The organism is Micromonospora sp. C28SCA-DRY-2, from assembly GCF_030519475.1.
Lineage (GTDB): Bacteria > Actinomycetota > Actinomycetes > Mycobacteriales > Micromonosporaceae > Micromonospora.
Map to the genome: position 1 here is coordinate 330,959 of NZ_JAUMKD010000005.1, position 18,569 is coordinate 349,527.

At 74.1% G+C, this 18,569-nt stretch carries 22 protein-coding genes; 13 read left to right on the top strand and 9 right to left on the bottom strand.

Going from position 1 to position 18,569, the window contains the following annotated elements; genetic code table 11:
- Positions 1–67: 67 nt before the first annotated feature.
- From Q3W71_RS22225 to Q3W71_RS22235, 3 genes are read right to left on the bottom strand one after another with little or no spacing between them, the layout of a single operon-like run.
- On the bottom strand, positions 68–934 hold the full coding sequence (locus Q3W71_RS22225) for a carbohydrate ABC transporter permease (protein ID WP_302921316.1): 867 nt from the start codon (positions 932–934) through the stop codon (positions 68–70).
- Positions 934–1,893, bottom strand: coding sequence for a carbohydrate ABC transporter permease (locus tag Q3W71_RS22230; RefSeq protein ID WP_302921317.1), 960 nt, complete (start codon positions 1,891–1,893; stop codon positions 934–936). Before Q3W71_RS22230 ends, Q3W71_RS22225 begins: the two co-directional genes overlap by 1 nt.
- Positions 1,890–3,284, bottom strand: coding sequence for an ABC transporter substrate-binding protein (locus tag Q3W71_RS22235; RefSeq protein WP_302921318.1), 1,395 nt, complete (start codon positions 3,282–3,284; stop codon positions 1,890–1,892). The genes Q3W71_RS22230 and Q3W71_RS22235 overlap by 4 nt, the downstream gene beginning before the upstream one ends.
- Positions 3,285–3,401: 117 nt before the next feature.
- Here Q3W71_RS22235 and Q3W71_RS22240 point away from each other — a divergent pair, with 117 nt between their 5' ends.
- Positions 3,402–4,442 (top strand): zinc-binding alcohol dehydrogenase, encoded by a 1,041-nt coding sequence (locus Q3W71_RS22240; RefSeq protein ID WP_302921319.1) that lies wholly within the window; start codon positions 3,402–3,404, stop codon positions 4,440–4,442.
- Between the two features lie 119 nt (positions 4,443–4,561).
- Here the strand turns inward: Q3W71_RS22240 and Q3W71_RS22245 are convergent, their stop codons facing one another.
- Entirely contained in the window at positions 4,562–5,680 is a 1,119-nt protein-coding gene (locus Q3W71_RS22245) for an RNA-guided endonuclease TnpB family protein (RefSeq protein ID WP_302921320.1), read from the bottom strand.
- An 86-nt stretch (positions 5,681–5,766) separates the two neighbouring features.
- On the opposite strand from Q3W71_RS22245, the gene Q3W71_RS22250 reads away from it, so the two are divergent.
- Positions 5,767–6,585: a sugar phosphate isomerase/epimerase family protein gene (locus tag Q3W71_RS22250; protein ID WP_302921321.1), complete on the top strand. Its 819-nt coding sequence runs from the start codon at positions 5,767–5,769 to the stop codon at positions 6,583–6,585.
- Between the two features lie 76 nt (positions 6,586–6,661).
- Positions 6,662–7,993, top strand: a complete 1,332-nt coding sequence (locus tag Q3W71_RS22255; protein ID WP_302921322.1) for a hypothetical protein — start codon at positions 6,662–6,664, stop codon at positions 7,991–7,993.
- A gap of 11 nt (positions 7,994–8,004) precedes the next feature.
- On the opposite strand, the gene Q3W71_RS22260 is transcribed toward Q3W71_RS22255, so the two are convergent.
- The 4 genes from Q3W71_RS22260 to Q3W71_RS22275 all read right to left on the bottom strand — a co-directional run bounded on the left by Q3W71_RS22260 (position 8,005) and on the right by Q3W71_RS22275 (position 10,410).
- Positions 8,005–8,412, bottom strand: coding sequence for an arsenate reductase ArsC (locus Q3W71_RS22260; RefSeq protein ID WP_302921323.1), 408 nt, complete (start codon positions 8,410–8,412; stop codon positions 8,005–8,007).
- Between the two features lie 24 nt (positions 8,413–8,436).
- Positions 8,437–9,174 (bottom strand): MIP/aquaporin family protein, encoded by a 738-nt coding sequence (locus Q3W71_RS22265; protein WP_302921324.1) that lies wholly within the window; start codon positions 9,172–9,174, stop codon positions 8,437–8,439.
- 42 nt (positions 9,175–9,216) lie between these two features.
- On the bottom strand, positions 9,217–9,894 hold the full coding sequence (locus tag Q3W71_RS22270) for a helix-turn-helix domain-containing protein (protein WP_302921325.1): 678 nt from the start codon (positions 9,892–9,894) through the stop codon (positions 9,217–9,219).
- Positions 9,895–10,065: 171 nt separating this feature from the next.
- Positions 10,066–10,410 carry a helix-turn-helix transcriptional regulator gene (locus Q3W71_RS22275; protein WP_302921326.1) on the bottom strand — a complete coding sequence of 115 codons (345 nt, stop codon included), beginning with the start codon at positions 10,408–10,410 and terminating at the stop codon, positions 10,066–10,068.
- Positions 10,411–10,474: 64 nt separating this feature from the next.
- Between Q3W71_RS22275 and Q3W71_RS22280 the strand changes: the two genes are divergently transcribed.
- Positions 10,475–11,584: an NAD(P)/FAD-dependent oxidoreductase gene (locus tag Q3W71_RS22280; RefSeq protein ID WP_302921327.1), complete on the top strand. Its 1,110-nt coding sequence runs from the start codon at positions 10,475–10,477 to the stop codon at positions 11,582–11,584.
- 18 nt (positions 11,585–11,602) lie between these two features.
- On the opposite strand, the gene Q3W71_RS22285 is transcribed toward Q3W71_RS22280, so the two are convergent.
- Entirely contained in the window at positions 11,603–11,974 is a 372-nt protein-coding gene (locus Q3W71_RS22285) for a metalloregulator ArsR/SmtB family transcription factor (protein ID WP_302921328.1), read from the bottom strand.
- Between the two features lie 85 nt (positions 11,975–12,059).
- On the opposite strand from Q3W71_RS22285, the gene Q3W71_RS22290 reads away from it, so the two are divergent.
- From Q3W71_RS22290 to Q3W71_RS22330, 9 genes are all read left to right on the top strand, one after another.
- A complete protein-coding gene (locus Q3W71_RS22290; RefSeq protein WP_302921329.1) occupies positions 12,060–12,209 on the top strand; it encodes a hypothetical protein in 150 nt (49 codons plus the stop codon).
- Complete coding sequence (locus tag Q3W71_RS22295; protein WP_302921330.1) at positions 12,206–12,478, top strand: hypothetical protein; 273 nt, start codon at positions 12,206–12,208, stop codon at positions 12,476–12,478. The genes Q3W71_RS22290 and Q3W71_RS22295 overlap by 4 nt, the downstream gene beginning before the upstream one ends.
- On the top strand, positions 12,475–13,704 hold the full coding sequence (locus Q3W71_RS22300; protein WP_302921331.1) for a M28 family metallopeptidase: 1,230 nt from the start codon (positions 12,475–12,477) through the stop codon (positions 13,702–13,704). The genes Q3W71_RS22295 and Q3W71_RS22300 overlap by 4 nt, the downstream gene beginning before the upstream one ends.
- A 16-nt stretch (positions 13,705–13,720) precedes the next feature.
- Complete coding sequence (locus Q3W71_RS22305) at positions 13,721–14,047, top strand: metalloregulator ArsR/SmtB family transcription factor (protein WP_302921332.1); 327 nt, start codon at positions 13,721–13,723, stop codon at positions 14,045–14,047.
- Entirely contained in the window at positions 14,047–14,544 is a 498-nt protein-coding gene (locus Q3W71_RS22310; RefSeq protein ID WP_302921333.1) for a GNAT family N-acetyltransferase, read from the top strand. The genes Q3W71_RS22305 and Q3W71_RS22310 overlap by 1 nt, the downstream gene beginning before the upstream one ends.
- A gap of 75 nt (positions 14,545–14,619) precedes the next feature.
- Positions 14,620–16,029, top strand: a complete 1,410-nt coding sequence (locus Q3W71_RS22315) for an FAD-dependent oxidoreductase (RefSeq protein WP_302921334.1) — start codon at positions 14,620–14,622, stop codon at positions 16,027–16,029.
- Complete coding sequence (locus Q3W71_RS22320; protein ID WP_302921335.1) at positions 16,029–17,282, top strand: MFS transporter; 1,254 nt, start codon at positions 16,029–16,031, stop codon at positions 17,280–17,282. The genes Q3W71_RS22315 and Q3W71_RS22320 overlap by 1 nt, the downstream gene beginning before the upstream one ends.
- A 93-nt stretch (positions 17,283–17,375) precedes the next feature.
- Positions 17,376–17,774 carry an NUDIX domain-containing protein gene (locus tag Q3W71_RS22325; RefSeq protein ID WP_302921336.1) on the top strand — a complete coding sequence of 133 codons (399 nt, stop codon included), beginning with the start codon at positions 17,376–17,378 and terminating at the stop codon, positions 17,772–17,774.
- 75 nt (positions 17,775–17,849) lie between these two features.
- Complete coding sequence (locus Q3W71_RS22330) at positions 17,850–18,251, top strand: DUF2267 domain-containing protein (protein ID WP_302921337.1); 402 nt, start codon at positions 17,850–17,852, stop codon at positions 18,249–18,251.
- Positions 18,252–18,569 lie beyond the last annotated feature (318 nt).

Genomic DNA, 18,569 nt, shown 5'->3' on the forward strand with positions numbered 1-18,569 from the left:
GCGGGTGTGCGCCGGGTGACCGGGTGGTCGGCGGGGCGTCACCGGCGTCCGCCCCGCCGACGGCCCGTCACCCCTTCTCGGCCCCGCTGGTGAGACCCTCGGTGAGCAGGCGCTCACTGGCGAAGAAGAGGATCACGATGGGCAGGGTGAGGATGACCGAGCCGGCCATCAGCACCGTCTTGGGGACCTCGACCCCGTCGGCGAGCTGCGCCAGCCCGAGCGACACCGTCCACCGGTTCGGCTTGTCGACGAGGAAGAGCAGCGCGAAGAGGAACTCGTTCCAGGCGATCATGAAGTCGTAGAGGGCGACCGCCATGATCGAGGGGGCGGCGAGCGGGAGGCTGACCCGACGGATGACGCCGAGCCGGCCGGCCCCGTCGATGGCCGCGGACTCCTCCAGGCTGACCGGAATGGTCTCGAAGTAGTTCTTCAGCATGTAGACCGAGACCGGGAGGGTCTGCGAGATGTAGACCAGGATCAGGCCGAACAGCGAGCCGCGCAGCCCGGCCCGGGTGAAGACCACGAAGAGCGGGATCGCGATGACGATCGACGGGAACAGGTAGACCGCCAGGAACAGGAAGTGGACCTGCCGGCGGCCGAAGAACCGCAGCCGGGAGACGGCGTACGCGCCGGGGATCGACACCAGCAGGGTGAGCAGGGTCGCCGCGACGGCCACCAGCCCGCTGTTGCGCATGAAGGTGAGGAAGCCCCGGCCGCCGTCGTCGGCGGTGCGCAGCACCTCGGCGTACGTGCTGACGGTCAGTTCGCCGAGCCCGACCAGGAGCGAGCCGGGGTCGAGCAGGAGGCGCTCGATGGGGCGTACCGACAGCAGCAGCATGTAGTAGAAGGGGAAGACGGTGACCAGCAGGAACGCCGCGATCAGCAGCCGGCGCAGCCAGCGCAGGCTGACCGTCTCGACCCGGTCCCGGTCCATCACTCGACCCTCCGTCCGAAGAAGCGCAGGTAGATCAGGACGAACACGACGAGCACCACGGCCAGCACGACGGCCTGCGCCGCGGCCGCGCCGATGTCGGTACGGGCGGTGAGGAACTGGTAGACCCGGACGCTGACCACCTCGGTGCCGGCCGCGCCGCCGGTGAGCAGGTAGACGTCGTCGAACTTGTTGAACGTCATGATGAAGCGCAGCACGCCGAGCATGGCGATCACCGGCATCAGCTGGGGCAGCAGGATGTGCCGGAACCGCTGGGTGGGGGTGGCCCCGTCCACCCGGGCGGCCTCCTCCAGCTCGCCGGGCACCGCCTGGAGGCGGGCGAGCAGGAACAGGAACGCGAACGGGAAGTAGCGCCACGCCTCGAACGCGATGACGGTGGCCAGGGCGGTCGACTCCTGGGACAGGAAGGGCACCGGGGTGTCCCAGCCGAGGAACCGCCGGCCCCAGTCGTTGACGATGCCGAGCTGCGGGTCCAGCATCACCTGCCAGACGAAGGTGACGGCGACCACCGGGGCCACGTACGGCAGCAGCATCGACGCGCGGACCAGGGTGCGGCCCCGGAACGGCCGGCGGACCACGAGCGCCGCCACCAGCCCGAGCGCGATCGAGCCGGCGGTGGCGCCGAGGCTGTAGACCAGGGTGGTCCAGAGGGTGTCGGCGAAGCCCGGGGTGTTCAGCACCCGTTCGACGTTGTCCAGGGTGAACTCGCCGAACAGGCCCGTCCGGCGCAGGGTGGCCAGGCGGACCCGCTGGAAGGCGAGCACCACCGTCCAGACGATCGGGATGCCGATCACCGCGACGACGACGAGCAGGGTCGGGGCGACCAGGGCGAGCCCGGCCCGGGACTCGCGGCGGCGCAGCGTGAGCGGCCGGCGGCGGCGGGCCGGCGCCGGCCGCTCCCGGGTGGGGGAGCGGCCGGTGCCGGGTGCGGTGGTGGTCAATTGACGCCCGCCTTGATGGCCTCCACGTCCTTCTTGGCCCGTCCGGCGGCCGCGGCGGCGTCGGACTTGCCGGCGACCACGTCGCTGAGCGCCTTGGGCACCGGCAGCTCGCCGAGGATCGCGCCGACCAGCTTGCCCTGGCCCTGGGTGAGGCCCCAGCGCTGGAAGGTGTCCGGGCTGCGGCGCAGCCCGGCGAGCACCTCGTCGCCGTACACCTCGGCCAGCGGCTTCTTCGCGTCCACCCCGGCCTGGCTGGTGTTCCAGGCGGTGAGGAACTTCTCCGGTTCGGCCGTGGTGCCCTTGCGGACCGGGAAGCGCCCCTCCGGTGACATGCCGAACCAGCGCGGGTACGCCTCGTCGAGCAGGTGCGACACGAAGGACTTCGCCGGGCCGGCGGCGGCGCCGTCGAGCACCGCCCAGGAACTGATCTCGCCGTACTGCGCGGGTCCGCTGCCGTTCGGGCCCTGGATCCCGGTGACGAAGCCGCTGTTCTGAGCGAGGAAGGTCGGGTCGGCCTGACACTGCGGGCAGGTGGGTCTGGCGTCGTTGCGCAGCCCGGCCAGCTCGTCGAGGATGAACGGCGACCAGACCAGCATGGCGGCCTTGCCGGCGAAGTAGGTGGCCCGGGTGGTGTCCACGTCCTGCCCGCCCTTGACCGACCAGTTCCGCATCAGGTCGCCGTAGAAGCGGAACGCCTCGACGCACTCGGGCGAGTCCAGCTTCACCGCGCCGGAGTCGTCGGTGAGCTGGCAGTTGTTGGCCAGCGCCAGGTGCTCGAAGGTCTGCTGGGTGAACACGTCGCCGGGCGCGGTGGCCGCGGTGATGCCGGCGACGCCGTCGCGGTGCAGCCGCCGCGCCGCGTCGGTGATCTTCTGGTACGTGTCGGGGGCGGGCAGCCCGGCGGCGGCGAAGAGGTCCTTGCGGTAGACGAGCAGCTGACCCCAGCCGTCACTGGGCACGGCGAGCTGCCGCCCGTCGTCGGAGGTCAGTTCCAGCGCCCGCGGCGAGAACGTCTGCCGGCCGAGCGAATCCACCACCTCGCCGTTCGCCGTGGGGTGCAGCAGTTCGTTGCCGGCCAGGGTGCGGACGCCGGCCAGCGACACCGAGCCGACCACGTCGGGCAGTTCGCCGGCGGCGGCGCTGGAGGCGATCAGGGAGGGGAACTGGTCCTCGTTGACGGTGACCAGGTCGACGGTGATCCCGGTCTTCGCGGTGAAGTCGGCGATGATCGCCTTGGTGGCGGTGACCCGGTCGGCCACGTCCTCCAGGCTCCACACCGTGATCTTGTTGCTGTCGCCGCCGGAATCGTCGTCCCCGCAGGCCAGCAGGCTGGCCCCGGTGAGTGTCATGATCAGGGTGGCGGCGAGCATCCGCATCGGAGGTGCTGACATCGGTGGCACTCCTCTCGAAGGGTACATGAGGGATTCAACGCCGTCGATTGATCAATTACAAGACATATACCGATTTTTTGTTCTAGGATGGAACCCAGTGCTACCGGGATGTGACTCATGGTCAACTGGGTTGTCTCCTTGGCCGGGCCGCGCAGGATCAGCCTCGAGCCCTGCCCCCCGGATCCACTCGGGCCGGGCCAGGTCCGGGTCCGCACCTGTTACTCCGGCATCTCGGCCGGCACCGAGCTCACCCTCTACCGGGGCAGCAATCCCCGACTGAGCAAGGACTGGGACGACGTCACCCGGATGTTCGTGCCCCGGCAGACCGCCGTGCCCTACCCGCTGGTCGGCTTCGGCTACGAGGAGGTCGGCGAGGTCGTCGAGGTCGCGCCCGAGGTCACCGACCGGCAACCCGGGCAGGTCGTCTGGGGCATCTGGGGGCACCGCGCCGAGGCGGTGGTGCCGGCCGACCTGGTGCATCCGCTCCCCGCCGGCCTGGATCCGCTCGCCGCGGTCTTCGCCCGGCCCGGCGCCATCGCGCTCACCGCCGTGCTCGCCGGCGACCTGCACCTCGGTGACTGGGTGGGGGTCTTCGGGCAGGGCGTGATCGGGCTGCTCGCCACCCGGCTCGCCACCCTCTCCGGCGCCCGGGTGGTCGCCGTCGACCGGGTGCCCGGCCGGCTGGCGCACGCCCGGCGGTTCGGCGCCCGGCTGGTCGTCGACGCGGCCGTCGAGTCCCCGGCCGACGTGCTGCGCCGGGCCACCGGCGGCAGCGGCGCCGACGTCTGCCTGGAGCTGTCCGGCGCGTACCCGGCGCTGCACGAGGCGATCCGGGCCACCACCCACGCCGGCCGCGTCGTGGCCGCCGGCTTCTACCAGGGCCAGGCCGACGGGCTCGGCCTGGGCGAGGAGTTCCACCACAACCGGATCCAGCTGGTGGCGGCCCAGGTGTCCGGGCCGACGCCGGCGCCCGGCATGGCCGGCCGGTGGACCGGTGCCCGCGTCGCACACACCTTCATGGACCTGGTGGCCGAGGGCAGCGTCGACCCGCTGCCGCTGGTGAGCCACGTCGTCGACGCCAGCGCGGTGGCCGACGCGCTGGCGCTGCTCGACCGCGGTGACGCTGAGGCCCTCCAAGTCGTGCTGAGGTTCCGTTGACATCTTCCGCAGCCCTGAAGGGCGGGGATTCCCTCGGTCGCCCGAGGGGATTCCTGCTTCGCTGGGTCGTGCCTTCGCCGCATGCGCGGGTGGGGTCTTACCGGCCCTCCACAGGCGTTTTACCTCTCCGTCAGCCCGGCGGCGAGGATGTTGTTGGCGGCGTTGACGTCCCGGTCGTGTTCCGAGCCGCAGCCCGGGCACGTCCAGACGCGCATGGCGAGGGTCATCGTGGTGTTGATCCGTCCGCATGCCGAGCAGGTCTTCGTGCTCGGATGCCAGCGGTCGATGGCGATCACGGTGCGCCCGTACCAGGCGGCTTTGTATTCCAGCATGTGGCGCAGTTCCGACCAGGCTGCGTCGGAGATGGCGCGGGCCAGGCGGTGGTTGCGCAGCATATTGCGCACGCTGAGGTCCTCGATCACGACTGTTTGGTTCTCGCGGACGAGTCGAGTCGACAGCTTGTGCAGGTGATCGCGCCGCCGGTCGGCGATGCGGGCGTGGATGCGGGCCACCGCCAGGCGGGCCTTGGCCCGGTTGGCGGAGCCCTTGGTCTTGCGAGACAGGTTGCGCTGTGCGCTGGCCAGCTTGCGTCGGTCGACGCGCTCATGTCGCGGGTTGGTGATCTTCTCGCCGGTGGAGAGGGTGAGCAGGCTGGTGATGCCCGCGTCCACGCCGACCGCCGTGGCCTGCGGGGGCAGGGGCTGCACGCCGGGATCCTCGACCAGGATCGCCACGTGCCACCGGCCGGCCGAATCGCGGGACACGGTGACCGTCGACGGCTCGGCTGGCAGGGGCCGCGACCACGCGATGGCCAGCGGTGCGTCCATCTTGGCGAGGGTGAGCTGTCCGTCGCGCCAGCGGAACGCCGAGCGGGTGTATTCCGCCGACGCCCGGGACTTGCGCTTGGACTTGAACCGCGGGTAGCGGGCACGCTTGCTCCAGAACGCCGCGAAGGCGGCCTGAAGGTGCCGCAGCGTCTGTTGCAGCGGCACGGACGACACCTCGTTGAGAAACGCCAGATCGTCGGTGCGTTTCCACTCGGTCAGCCAGGCCGAGGACTGCACGTAGGTGCTGCGCTGTCCGTCGACCGACCATGCGCGGGTGCGCGCCTGCAGGGCGAGGTTGTAGACCTTACGCACGCAGCCGAAGGTGCGGTTGAGCTGATCAGCCTGCTCAACCGTGGGATAGAAGCGGTACCTGTACGCCCGCTTCACCACCACACCCACACCCCAGATCATGCCGGCAGTCCAGACAAGACGTTGCCCGAGGGGAGGGAGCGGCGTTCCCCCGGCACTGAAGAGCTGGGATCCACGCCGCGAATGAGATGACCATTCCGATCGCCTGCCAGGAACAGCTCCTGCCGGGCACCGACCTGATCCAGAAGTACGCTCTGGCCGCCGCGCTCGGCTACGACGCCATCGAGCTGCGCGGCCGGGGTGACCTCGCCCTCGCCCGCCGGCTGCCCGAGCTGCGCCGGGCCCGCGCCGCCGGGGTGGTGATGCCCACCGTCTGCGTCGAGATGGACCACTTCATCGGCGACTTCGACGCCGAGCGGTCCCGGGACGCCGTGCGCAACCTGCGCTCCCAGCTGTCGGTGATCGCCGAGATCGGCGGGGTGGGCGCGATGACCCCCGCCGCGTGGGGGATGTTCTCCCGGCGGCTGCCACCCTTCGACCCGCCCCGCTCGCCCGCCGCCGACCGGCAACTGCTCGTCGACACCCTCGGCGAGCTGGGCGAGCACGCCCGCGCCGAGGGGGTGAGCCTCTTCCTGGAGCCGCTCAACCGGTACGAGGACCACATGGTCAACCGGCTCGACGAGGCGGTCCGGCTCTGCGCCGCGGTCGGGCTGCCGTCGGTGCGGGTGGTCGCCGACACCTTCCACATGAACATCGAGGAGGACGACGTGCACCGGGCGCTGCGCGCCGCCGCGCCGTATCTCGGGCACGTGCAGGTCAGCGACTCCAACCGCTACCAGCCGGGGGCCGGGCACCTCGACTGGCCGGCGCTGCTGCGGACCCTGCTGGAGATCGACTATCGGGGCTGGCTGGCCCTGGAGTGCCGGCTGCGCGGCGACCCGGTACGCGCCCTCCAGCAGGCCGCCACGGTGCTGCGGCACGCCCAGCCCCGGCAGGCGGCGGCATGAGCGAGCGTGAGCGAGCGAATCATCGGTGCCGGGCGGTGGTGTCTCCTGGCGGCGCGGAGCGCAGCGGGGGGCCGGCGTGAGCGCGGGGACGGCCGGCGCGGGCACGCTCACCCGGCTGCGCCGTCTCGCGCTGTCCACCCTGGACGGCAACTGGGAGCACGACCACACGGTGCCCTCGCGCACGCTCTACCCGCACCAGTGGAGTTGGGACTCGGCCTTCATCGCGATCGGGCTGGCGCACGTGCGTCCCGAGCGGGCGTGGCGGGAGCTGGACAGCCTGTTCCGGGCCCAGTGGGCCGACGGGCGGGTGCCGCACATCGTGTTCAACCCGGCGACGCGGGTCGGCGCGTACTTTCCCGGACCGGACTTCTGGCGTACCGAGGTGGCCGCGGCGGCGCCGGCGGTGGCCACCTCCGGGCTGGTCCAGCCGCCGGTGCACGCGCTCGCCGCCTGGCTGGTGCACCGCCGTGACCCCGGCCCGGCCACCCGGGCGGCGCTGGGCCGGCTCTATCCGCGGCTGGTGGCCCAGCAGCGCTACCTCGCCGAGCGGCGCGACGCGGGCGGGGGCGGGCTGGCCAGCATCGTGCACCCGTGGGAGTCCGGGCTGGACAACAGCCCCGCCTGGGACGCCCCGATGGCGGCGGTGCCGGCCGACGCGGCGGTGATGCGCGCGTACCGCCGGCACGACACCGCGCACGCCGACGCCGCGCACCGCCCCACCGACCTGGACTACGCGCGTTACCTGGCGATCGTGGCCGCCTACCGCGACCACGGCTACCGCGACGACGGGTTGGCCGACCGGCAGCCGTTCCTGGTGGAGTGCCCGCTGTTCAACGCGGCGATGGGCCTCGCCGAGCACGCGCTCGCCGAGATCGCCGCGGTGGTCGGCGCCGACCCGGGCCCGCACCGGGAGCGGGCGGCGGGGATCACCGAGGCCCTGGTGCGGCGGCTGTACGACCCGGCGACCGGCACCTTCCACCCGCTCGACCTGCGCACCGGCCGGCTGGTCCCGGCCCGGACGGTGCTCGGCCTCGCCCCGCTGGTCCTGCCCGACCTGCCGGCCCGGCAGGTCGACGCGCTGGTGGTGGAGGCCTGCTCGGCGCGGTTCGGGGTGGCCGGCCGGATGGAGCGCCCGTTGCCCAGCTACGACCGGACCGCCCCGGACTTCGAGCCGCTGCGGTACTGGCGCGGGCCGAGCTGGCTGAACACGACCTGGCTGGTGCGGCGCGGGCTGCTCACCCACGGCCGGCCGGAACTGGCCGCCGGGTTGCGCGGGTCGATGCTGGACCTGGTGACCGGGGCCGGTTGCCACGAGTACTTCCATCCCGACACCGGGGCCGGGCTGGGCTCGCCGGCGTTCGGCTGGACCGCGGCGCTGCTGCTCGACGTGCTCGCCGACGACTGCTGAGGGTGGGGCCGTCAGCGCTCGTCGGTCAGCTCGGCGAGCAGCCGCTCCACCCGGATCCGGATCTCGTCGCGGATCGGGCGCACCGCCTCGACGCCCTTTCCGGCCGGGTCGTCGAGCTTCCAGTCCTCGTACCGCTTGCCGGGGAAGACCGGGCAGGCGTCGCCGCAGCCCATCGTGACGATGACGTCGGAGGACTCGGCGGTGGCGTACTCCAGCAGCTTCGGGGTCTGGTCGGTGATGTCGACGCCCACCTCCCGCATCGCCTCGACGGCGGCCGGGTTGACCGTCTCGGCCGGCGCCGAGCCGGCGGAGCGCACCTCGACGGCGTCCCCGGCGAGGTGGCGCAGCCAGCCGGCGGCCATCTGCGACCGGCCGGCGTTGTGGACGCAGACGAACAGGACACTGGGTTTGTCGGTCATCGGGTGCCTTTCCGGGCGGTCGGGTCAGCGGTCGAGGGCGGCCGGGTCGTCGGCGGGGACGACGACCTGGTCCGCGGCGGCGCCGGCGTCGGGGTGGAGCACGGCGAGCAGGCCCACGCCGACGGCCAGCCCGGCCAGTTGGGCGAGGGCGAACGCCGGCACCGAGGCGGGCGCGATCCCGGCGAAGGTGTCGGTGAACGCCCGCCCGATCGTCACCGCCGGGTTGGCGAACGAGGTCGACGAGGTGAACCAGTAGGCGGCGCCGATGTAGGCGCCGACGGCGGCCGGTGCGGCCGACGCCCGCCCGGAGCGGGCGAGCGCGAAGACCAGCAGGACCAGCCCGCTGGTGGCGACGACCTCGCCCAGCCAGAGGTGCGCCCCGGTGCGCTCCCTGCCCGACAGGTCGACGGCGGTGAGGTCGAACATCAGGTTCGCCAGGACCGATCCGGCGACCGCCCCGGCGACCTGGGCGAGGGTGTAGCCGGCGAGGTCGCGGCCGGTCAGCCCGGTGCCGGCGCGGCGACCGAGGAACCAGTCGGCGGCCGAGACGACCGGGTTGAAGTGCGCCCCGGAGACCGGGCCGAAGACCAGGATGAGCGCGCCCAGGGCGAGCGCGGTGGCGATCGAGTTCTCCAGCAACTGGAGGCCGACGTCACCGGGGGAGAGAGTGGCGGCCATGATGCCGGAGCCGACCACGGCGGCGACCAGCAGGGCGGTGCCGAGGAACTCGGCCAGCAGGCGCCGCCGGAGTGCGATGGACATGACGGGGCTCCTCCTCGGGGCGCGAAGCGCGGGCGGCGGGCGTCAGGGACGGTGGACGGCGGGGGCGAGCCGGTCGACGCGGTCGGCGAGCTCGGCGTAGGCGGCCTCGAACGCCTCGTCGGTGTCGAGCCGCACCGGGTCGGGCACCGACCAGTGCAGCCGGGGCCGGACCGGGCCGGTGAGTTCCTCGTGGGCGTTGTCGCAGACCGCGACCACCAGGTCGCCGTCGCGGACCACGTCCGCGACGTGTGCGGTGCCGGCCGGGTCGAGGTGGAGCCGGTGGCGGTGCGCCACGGTGATCGCCCGGGGGTGGACCCGGGCGGCCGGTTTCGTGCCGGCCGAGGCGGCCGGGCCGTGCGCGCGGTGCCGCCAGAGCGCGGCGGCGAGCTGGGAGCGGGCGGAGTTGTGCGTGCAGACGAAGACGACCCGCCCCACCCCGGTCAGCGGCGGCGTGCCGAGGGTGGCCAGGGTCTCCGGACGCAGCCGCAGGTAGGTGCGGCGCCGGTCGCCCTCGGACCGGGTGCGCACGACGAGCCCGGCCGCGCTGAGCACCTTGACGTGATGGGCGACCAGGTTGGTCGGCATGTCGAGGGCGTGGGCGATCTCGCCGGGCGAGGCGTCGCCGAGGGTGAGCGCGTCCACGATCGCCAGCCGCGCCGGGTCGCCGAGGGCGGCGTGGACCCGGGCCCGGTCGCCCAGGGTGGAATGCTCAGCGTTCATTGAGTCAACTCTCGCTGAGCTGTAGGCGACTGTCAAGCCGGGACGAGTCGCGGGGCCCTCTCCGCCGCGGTGGCGCGGCTGGTGGACAAGTTGAGCGTGGTGCCCGGGGCGGGCGTCAGCGGCGGCGGCGTCGGATCCGCGAAGGGCGACGCCGGGCCCGGAGAGCGGCGATCAGCAGCAGGTCGCCAGGTAGGACTGCAGTTCGGCCAACGCGGCGAGCGCGCCGTCGCGGTCCGCCCGGTAGTAGACGGTCTTCCCGTCGCGCCGCGACGTCACCACCCGACCCCGGCGCAGCAGCGTCAACTGCTGCGAGGCGGTGGCCTGGCTGATGCCCGTGCGCTCGGCCACCTCGCCCACCGACAGTTCCGCGCCCCGCGCGAACAGCATCATGATCCGCTGCCGGGTCGGGCTGCCCAGCGCCTTGAGGAACTCCTGCGTCTCCGGCGCCAGCCCGGACGGGGCGTCGACCGGCCCCGCGGTCGAGGATGTCGGTCGTCCGGACGTCGCCTGCTGCATGCCTCCCACCTTCCCGCACCATCATCATATTGTCATTCAACAAAATGACGATATGATCGCCCGCATGACTCCGCGAACCGAACCCCTCGTCATCGTCGGTGGTGGCCAGTCCGGCCTGGCCGCCGCCCGGGCCGCGCTGACCGCCGGCCTGCGCCCCGTCGTCCTGCACGCCGGCACCGAACCGGTCGGCTCGTGGCCCGACTACTACGACAGCCTCACCCTCTTCTCGCCGGCGCGCTACAGCGCCCTGCCGGGCCTCGACTTCGGCGGTGACCCGGAGCGCTACCCGAGCCGCGCCGAGGTGGTGGCGTACCTGCGCCGCTATGCCGCCGGTCTGGACGCCGACATCCGCACCGGCGTCCGGGTCGCCGCGGTGCTGCCGCGTCCCGACGGCGGCTACCTGCTGCGTACCGACGCCGGTGACGAACTCGCGGCGGCCGGGATCGTCGCCGCCAGCGGGTCGTTCGGCAACCCGCACCGGCCGGTCCTGCCCAGGCAGGACCGGTACGCGGGGGAGTTGCGCCACGTCGCCGACTACCGCCGGCCGGAACCGTACGCGGGGCGGCGGGTCGTGGTCGTCGGGGCCGGCAACTCGGCGGTGCAGGTCGGCCACGAGCTGGCCGCGTACGCCGACGTCACCCTGGCCACCCGCGCACCCGTACGGTTCCTGCCGCAGCGCATCCGGGGCCGGGACCTGCACCACTGGCTCCGGGTCACCGGCGCGGACCTGCTGCCGGGCCCGGTGCTCGCCCGGCTGGTCCGGCACGCCGCCGTGCTCGACACCGGGGTGTACCGCGACGCCATCGCCGCCGGCGCGCCGGCCCGCCGGGAGATGTTCACCGCGTTCACCGACGACGGGGTGATCTGGCGTGACGGCACCGCCGAGCGGGTCGACGCTGTCCTCTTCGCCACCGGCTACCGCCCGCACCTGGCCTACCTGGCGCCGCTGGGCACCCTCGATGACGGCCTGCCCCGCCAGCGCGGCGGGATCTCCACCACCCATCCCGGGCTGGGCTACCTCGGCCTGGAGTTCCAGCGGTCGTTCTCCTCGAACACCCTGCGCGGGGTGGGACGCGACGCGGCGTACGTGCTGGCCGCCGTCGCCGCGCACGTGTCCGGCCGGTCGCGGCGCCGCCCCGCGCCGCCGCGCACCGCCGTCGGCGGCCGGCCGTGAACCGGGGCGGCGGTACGCCTAGGCGACGCCGGCCGGCTCGACCGTGAGCAGGGCCGCCAGTTGGCGCAGCACCCCGGGGCGGGCCCGGTAGTAGACCCAGGTGCCCCGCCGCTCCGCGTCCACCAGGCCCGCCTCGCGCAGTGTCCGCAGGTGGTGGGAGATGGTCGGCCCGCTGAGGTCGAAGGCGGGAGTGAGGTCGCAGACGCAGGCCTCGCCCCCCTCGGCCGAGGCGATCATGGACATCAGCTGGAGCCGGACCGGGTCGCCGAGGGCCTTGAAGGCGGGGGCGAGGACGGCGGCCGTCTCCGCCGGCACCCGGCGCTGCGCCAGCGGCGGGCAGCACGGCGTCTCGGCGTCCAGGACGGTCAGCGGCGTCGGCTGCTTTGACATTCCTCTAGGTTGACATCTCTCTAATCAGCGTGCAAGTCTCTGCTTAGACGGACGTCAAGACAGGCTCCGTGGGAAGGGGATCGTCATGTTCGGCAAGGCCCGACGGTTGGTGGCGGCGCGGGCGGGAGTGCGCTTCTGCGACTCCTGCGCGCAGGTCTCGACCGCCTCGCAGCGCGCGGAGCGTCGCTACGACCGCGTGCGCACCAGCGTCCACACCATGATCAGCCCTCGATGAGCGACAGGACGGCGACCACGATGAGCGAGCACATCCAGCCGGCCGGCGGGTTCGCCGGCGACCCGGCCGCCGCGCTGGCGGTCACCGGTTCCGGCGGCTGCTGCGGCAGTCCGGCCCAGGCGGTCGGCTCGATCCTGCCGCCCGCCGGCCTGCCCGCGGCGTCCGGCCCGTGTTGCGGCACCCGGCGGGAGGCCGAGGCCGTCGGCGCCTGCTGCGGCGCCGAGGCGAAGACCGCCGCCGTCGACGCCGGGCAGGGGTGCTGCGGATGATCCCGGCCGACCCGCCCGCGCCGCCGGCGGAGATCTCCGGCGAACGGATGGTGGCCACCGTCGCCGCCCTCGCCGCGGACCGTTTCGCCGGCCGGCGGGTCGGCTCCGCCGGCGGGGCGGCCGCCCGGGCCTGGCTCGCCGATCGGCTGGCCGCGCTCGGCGCGACGGTGGAGACCGACGAGTTCCCCGTGCGAGCGGTGCCCGAACTGTCCGCCGCGCCCACGGTGACCTGGGGTGCCGGCACCGCCGCGCACCGCCTCACCGCCGGTCGGCAGGTCGCCGTCCACCTCGCGTCCGCGTACGCCCCGGAGGTCCGGCGGGGTGGGCTGGGGGTGGCCGGCGCCGACGACCCAACCGGCCGGTGGCTGGTGGTGCCGGCGGGAATGAGCCTCTTCGACGCCTACGGGCACGCGCACGGCGCGACGGGGCTGCTCGTGAGCCGCCCCGTCGACGCCGACGGCTGGCAGTACACCACCCTCGCCGGCCCGGACCCGGGGCCGTTGCCGGCCCTCACCCTCGACCCCGCCACGCACCGCGCGCTCCTCGCCGCGGCCGGCGCGCGGGGGTGGCTGGCCGCCGACGCCCCGCTGCGCCGGCTCGACGTCACCGGCGCCAACCTGCACGCCACCGTCCGCCGGGCGGCACCGGGCCGGCCCGACGTACTGCTCACCGCGCACTACGACGGCGTGGGCGACCACCCCGGGCTGCGGCAGCCGGGCGCGTCGGACAACGCCAGTGGCGTCGCGGTGGTGCTCGAGGCGGCCCGGGTCCTGGCCGCCGGGGCCGGCGGCGTCGGGCTCTCCGTCGCCCTGCTCGACGCCGAGGAGATCGGCGCCCTCGGCTCGGCACGCCACGCCCGTCGACTGCGCGACGCCGGCGCCGACCCGCTCGTCGTCAACGTCGACGGCGCCGGCCGGCTGGACCGGGCGGCGGCCGTGGAGGCGGGCGGGCCCGCCCACCGGCTGCTCGCGCTGCTGGACCAGGCCGGCCGGCACGTCGGCGTACCGCTGGTGGCCGGGCCGGTGGCCTCGGACAACCGGCGCTACGGCGGCGCCGGGTTCGCCGCCGTCGGCATCGGCGCGGGCATGGCCGGCTACCACAGCCCGGCGGACACCGCAGAGCGGGTCGAACCGGCCACCCTGACCGCCCTGGCGCGGCTGGTGGTCGCCACCGTGCGGCTGGCCGCGCCGTCACCCGCTACACTTTCATCGCCGATCGGCGATTAACGATAGAGGGGGCGGAGTGGCTGACCTGCTCGACCGGGCGACCGCGCGGACGTACGCGTCGTGGTTCCGGGCCCTGGCGGACCCGACCCGGGTGCAGATCGTGGAGTACCTGGCCCGCCAGGCCCGGCCGATGAGCGTGGGAGAGATCGTCGCGGCGGTCGGGCTGGCCCAGTCCACCGTGTCCCAGCACCTCAAGGTCCTCACCGAGGTCCGGTTCGTGCTCGCCGAGCCGGCCGGCACCGCCCGGCTCTACCGGGTCAACGACGCCTGTGTCGACTGCTTCCCGTCCGCCGCCGACGTGGTGATGGGCCGACCGGCCCCCAGCCCGAACGGAGCCTGCTGATGGCCGACCTCACCGTCCGACCCATGCGACCCGAGGACGCCGACCGGGTCCTGGCGATCTACCAGGCGGGCCTCGACGGCGGCAACGCCAGCTTCGAGACGGTGGCGCCGACCTGGGCCGCGTTCGACGCCGGCCGGCTGCCCGCGCACCGCTTCGTGGCGGTCGACGGTGACGACACCGTCCTCGGCTGGGTAGCGGTCACGCCGACCTCCACCCGGGCGGTCTACGCCGGAGTGGTGGAGCACTCGATCTACGTCGACCCCGCCGCGCAGGGGCGCGGGGTGGCCCGGTCGCTGCTCGACGCGCTCGTCGCCTCGACCGAGGCGGCCGGCATCTGGACCATCCAGTCCGGCATCTTCCCGGAGAACGCCGCCAGCCTGGCCCTGCACGAGCGAGCGGGCTTCCGGGTGATCGGCGTGCGGGAGCGGGTCGGCCGGCACCACGGCCGGTGGCGCGACGTGGTGCTGCTGGAACGCCGCAGTCCCGTCGTCACCTGACCGTCGTACGACCGGCCCGCCCGGGCCGTCGTCCGCCCTTTTGTTTCGATTGTCGTCAAGACAGAGGAGTTCCTGATGAGCGTCCTGGACGAGTTGCCCGTGGTGGTCGTCGGCGCCGGGCCGGTCGGGCTCGCCGCGGCCGCGCACCTGCACGAGCGCGGCCTGCCCTGCACCGTGCTGGAGGCCGGTGACACCGCCGCCGCGGCGGTGCGCCAGTGGGGCCACGTGCGGCTGTTCTCCCCGTGGCGGTACAACCTCGACACCGCCGCCCGGCGGCTGCTCGACGCGGCCGGCTGGGTCGCGCCCGACCTCGACGCCCTGCCGACCGGCGCCGAACTCGCCACCGACTACCTCCAGCCGCTGGCCGAGCTGCCGCAGCTCAAGCCGCACCTGCGGTTCGGCGCCCGGGTGGTGGCGATCAGCCGGCTCGGCCTGGACCGGCTGCGCACCGCCGGCCGCGAGCAGGCCCCCTTCCTGGTCCGGCTGGCCGACGGCGAGGAACTGCTCGCCCGCGCGGTGGTCGACGCCTCCGGCACCTGGGGTACGCCCAACGTGCTCGGCGCCTCCGGCCTGCCCGCCCACGGCGAGGCCGAGGCCGCGGCGTACCTGGAGCCCGCCCTGCCGGACGTGCTCGGCGCCGACCGGGACCGGTTCGCCGGCCGGCACACGCTGGTGGTCGGGGCGGGGCACTCCGCGGCGAACACGCTGCTGTCCCTGGCCGAACTGGCGGCCGGCGCACCGGGCACCGAGGTGACCTGGGCGATCCGGAGCGCCAGCCCGGCCCGCACCTACGGTGGTGGCGACGCCGACGCGCTGCCCGCCCGGGGCGCCCTCGGCTCCCGGTTGCGCGAGCACGTCGACGCCGGCCGGATCCGGCTGCTCACCGGCCGCTCCGTGCACGCGCTCGGCCCGACCGGCGGGCGCGTCACCGTGGCGGTGCGGGCCGCCGACGGCGGCGTGGAGTCCATCGTGGTGGACCGGATCGTCGCCGCCACCGGCTTCCGCCCGGACCACTCCATCGCCGCCGAGCTGCGGCTGGACCTCGACCCCGTGCTCGGCGCCACCCGGGCGCTCGCGCCGCTGATCGACCCGAACGAGCACTCCTGCGGCACCGTCCCGCCACACGGTGTCGACGAACTCGCCCACCCGGAGGCCGGCTACTACGCGGTCGGCATGAAGAGCTACGGGCGGGCGCCGACGTTCCTCATGGCCACCGGCTACGAGCAGGTCCGCTCGGTGGTCGCCGCGCTGGCCGGCGACTGGACGGCAGCCCGCGACGTCCGGCTCGAACTCCCCGAGACCGGGGTCTGCAACAGCAACCCGGCGGACCCGGTGAGCGGGGACAGCTGCTGCGGCACCGCACCGGCTGCCGCGCCAGCCGGCCGCGGGCTGGCCACCGGTGTCAGCGGTGGGCTGCTCGCCGCGCCGGTCGGCCTGATCCCGCTGGCCACCGTCGGCGGCGACGCCGGCTGCTGCGGCGGCTGATGGCCGCGGCCACCGGAGCGCCCGCCGACGCCGGGCTCGGCGGGCGCCCCGCGCGGCAGCCGCGCCGGATGGTCGCCGCGCTGGCCGTCACCCAGACCATCGGCTACGGCACCCTCTACTACGCGTACGCGGTGCTGCTGGAGCCGATGGCGGCGGCCCTCGGCGCGTCCACGGCCGCCGTGACCGGCGCGCTGACCGCGTCCGTGATCGCCGGTGCGCTCGCCGCCGTCCCGGTCGGACGGTGGCTCGACCGTCACGGCGGGCGCGGCCTGATGACCGGCGGGTCGCTGGCCGCCACGGCGCTGCTGCTCGCCTGGTCCCGGGTGGACACCATCGGGCAGCTCTACGCGGTGATGATCGGCATCGGCGTGACCGGCGCGATGGTCCTCTACGAACCGGCCTTCGCGGTCATCGTCTCCTGGTACGCGCCACCCCGCCGCGACCGGGCCCTGCTCGCCGTCACCATCGTCGCGGGGTTCGCCAGCACGATCTTCCTGCCGCTGACCGGGCTGCTCGTCGCGCGCCTGGACTGGCGCGGCGCGCTGCTCGTCCTGGCCGCCGTGCACGCGGCGACCGCCGTGCCGTTGCACGCCGCCACCGTGCGCCGGCCCCCGCGCCCCGGCCGCGCCGCGTCCCGCAAAACCGGCGGCCGGGGGCGACCGGCCCGGCCACCGGGCGCGGCGCGGCGGGCGGTGCGGGACGCGCGGTTCTGGATCCTGGTGTCCACCTTCGTCGCCCACGGGGCGGCCACCAGCACCATGACCGTGCACCTCGTCGGTTTCCTCACCCACCGCGGCCACGCCGCGACCTTCGCCGCCGCGGTGGCCGGTCTGCTCGGCATCCTGTCGGTCACCGGCCGGCTCGTCCTCACCGGCGCCCGGCGGCGGCTGTCCGTGCCCACCGTGCTCGCCGTGATCTTCGCGGTCCAGGCGGCCGCCGCACTCGGCCTGGCGGTGGCCGGCGGTACCCGGGCCGGCGCGGTCCTCGGCGTCACCGCCTTCGGACTCGGCTTCGGCGTCGCCAGCCTGGCCGTCCCGGCGCTGCTGGCCGACCGCTACGGCACCGTCGGCTACGCCGCGGTCGCCGGCCTGCTCGCCGCGCCGGTCACGCTGGCCAAGGCCACGGCACCGCTGGCCGGCGCGCTCCTGCTGCACCGCACCGGCTACGGCCCGCTGCTCGCCGCCGTCGCCGGCTGCTGCACCCTCGCCGCCGCCGGCGTGCTCACCCGCGCCGCCGGGGCGGTGGCTCGATGATCGGCTGAGGTTTCGCCGGCGCCGACCCGGCCTTCCGCCCTGCTCCGGATTAGACGATCATGAGTCGGCGGGTCGAGTGGGAGGTGGCGGGCTGTGGGGTACGTGGACAAGATCGCTTGGATTCGGCTGGAGGGCGGGCGGCTGCTCAGCACCCGGTCGCGGGGGCGGGACGTCTGGTACCTGCCCGGCGGCAAGCGGGAGCCGGGCGTGACCGACCTGGCGACGCTCTGCCGGGAGATCGCCGAGGAGTTGAGCGTCGCGGTGCTGCCGGAGAGCGCCGTGCACGTCGGCACCTTCACCGCGCAGGCGCACGGCCATCCGGCGGGCACGCTGGTCCGGATGACCTGCTACTCGGCGGAGTACCGGGGCACCCTGCGCGCGGCCAACGAGATCGCCGAGGTGGGCTGGCTCGGTTACGCCGACCGGGACCGGGTCTCCCCGGTCGACCAGCTCATCTTCGACCACCTGCGGGCGTCCGCCGGGCTGCGCTGACCCGTCGCGCCGGCGCCCGCCGTTTGCCGGGTCGGCGCGGGGGTATGCGCGGGGCCGGTGACGACAGGAGGCGCCGTGCGCTTTCCCCGCTTCGTGGACGCGGTGTCCCGCCGCTCCGGGCTGCCGCCCGGGCAGGCCGCCGCCATCGCCCGGGCCGTGCTGCAGACGATGGCCGAGCGGGTGACCGGTGGCGAGGCCGACGACCTGGCCGGGCAACTCCCGGACGACCTGAGCGACTACCTGGCGCCGGGCACCGAGGCGGTCGAGGGCCGGTCGACGGCGTTCGGGCCGGCGGAGTTCCTGCGCCGGGTGGCGGAGCGGGCCGGCGTCGACGAGGCGACCGCGCGAGCCGGCGCCGGCGCGGTCTTCGCCACGCTGCGGCAGGCGGTGACGGTCGGCGAGTTCCGGGAAATGGTGGCCCGGCTTCCCCGCGGTTCCGCCGGCACGATCGCGCCGGTGCCGCCGTACGACGGGTGAGCAGTCGGGCTTCGGCGCAGGTCATGTCGGACTGTGGACATGGCCCATATTTCGGGAAGTTTCGCGGCCTGGGCCCTGTTTTACCGTAAGATTACTTGACGGTAGACCCTTAGGCGGTAATTCCTCTACGCGCTAGGGGGATGATCGGACGATTTTCTCCGTCCCTCGTCCGAGGGTCCGTTCGGCTCTTCGGCCCGACTCTAATCGATGATCTTTCTTCCCAGGTACTGAGCCATATGCTCAATCCAATGTGAAGTCCTGGGGGGGATCATGATCAGCCTTGTCGAACACTGTGTGCTGTCCTGTTGCGGGGCGACC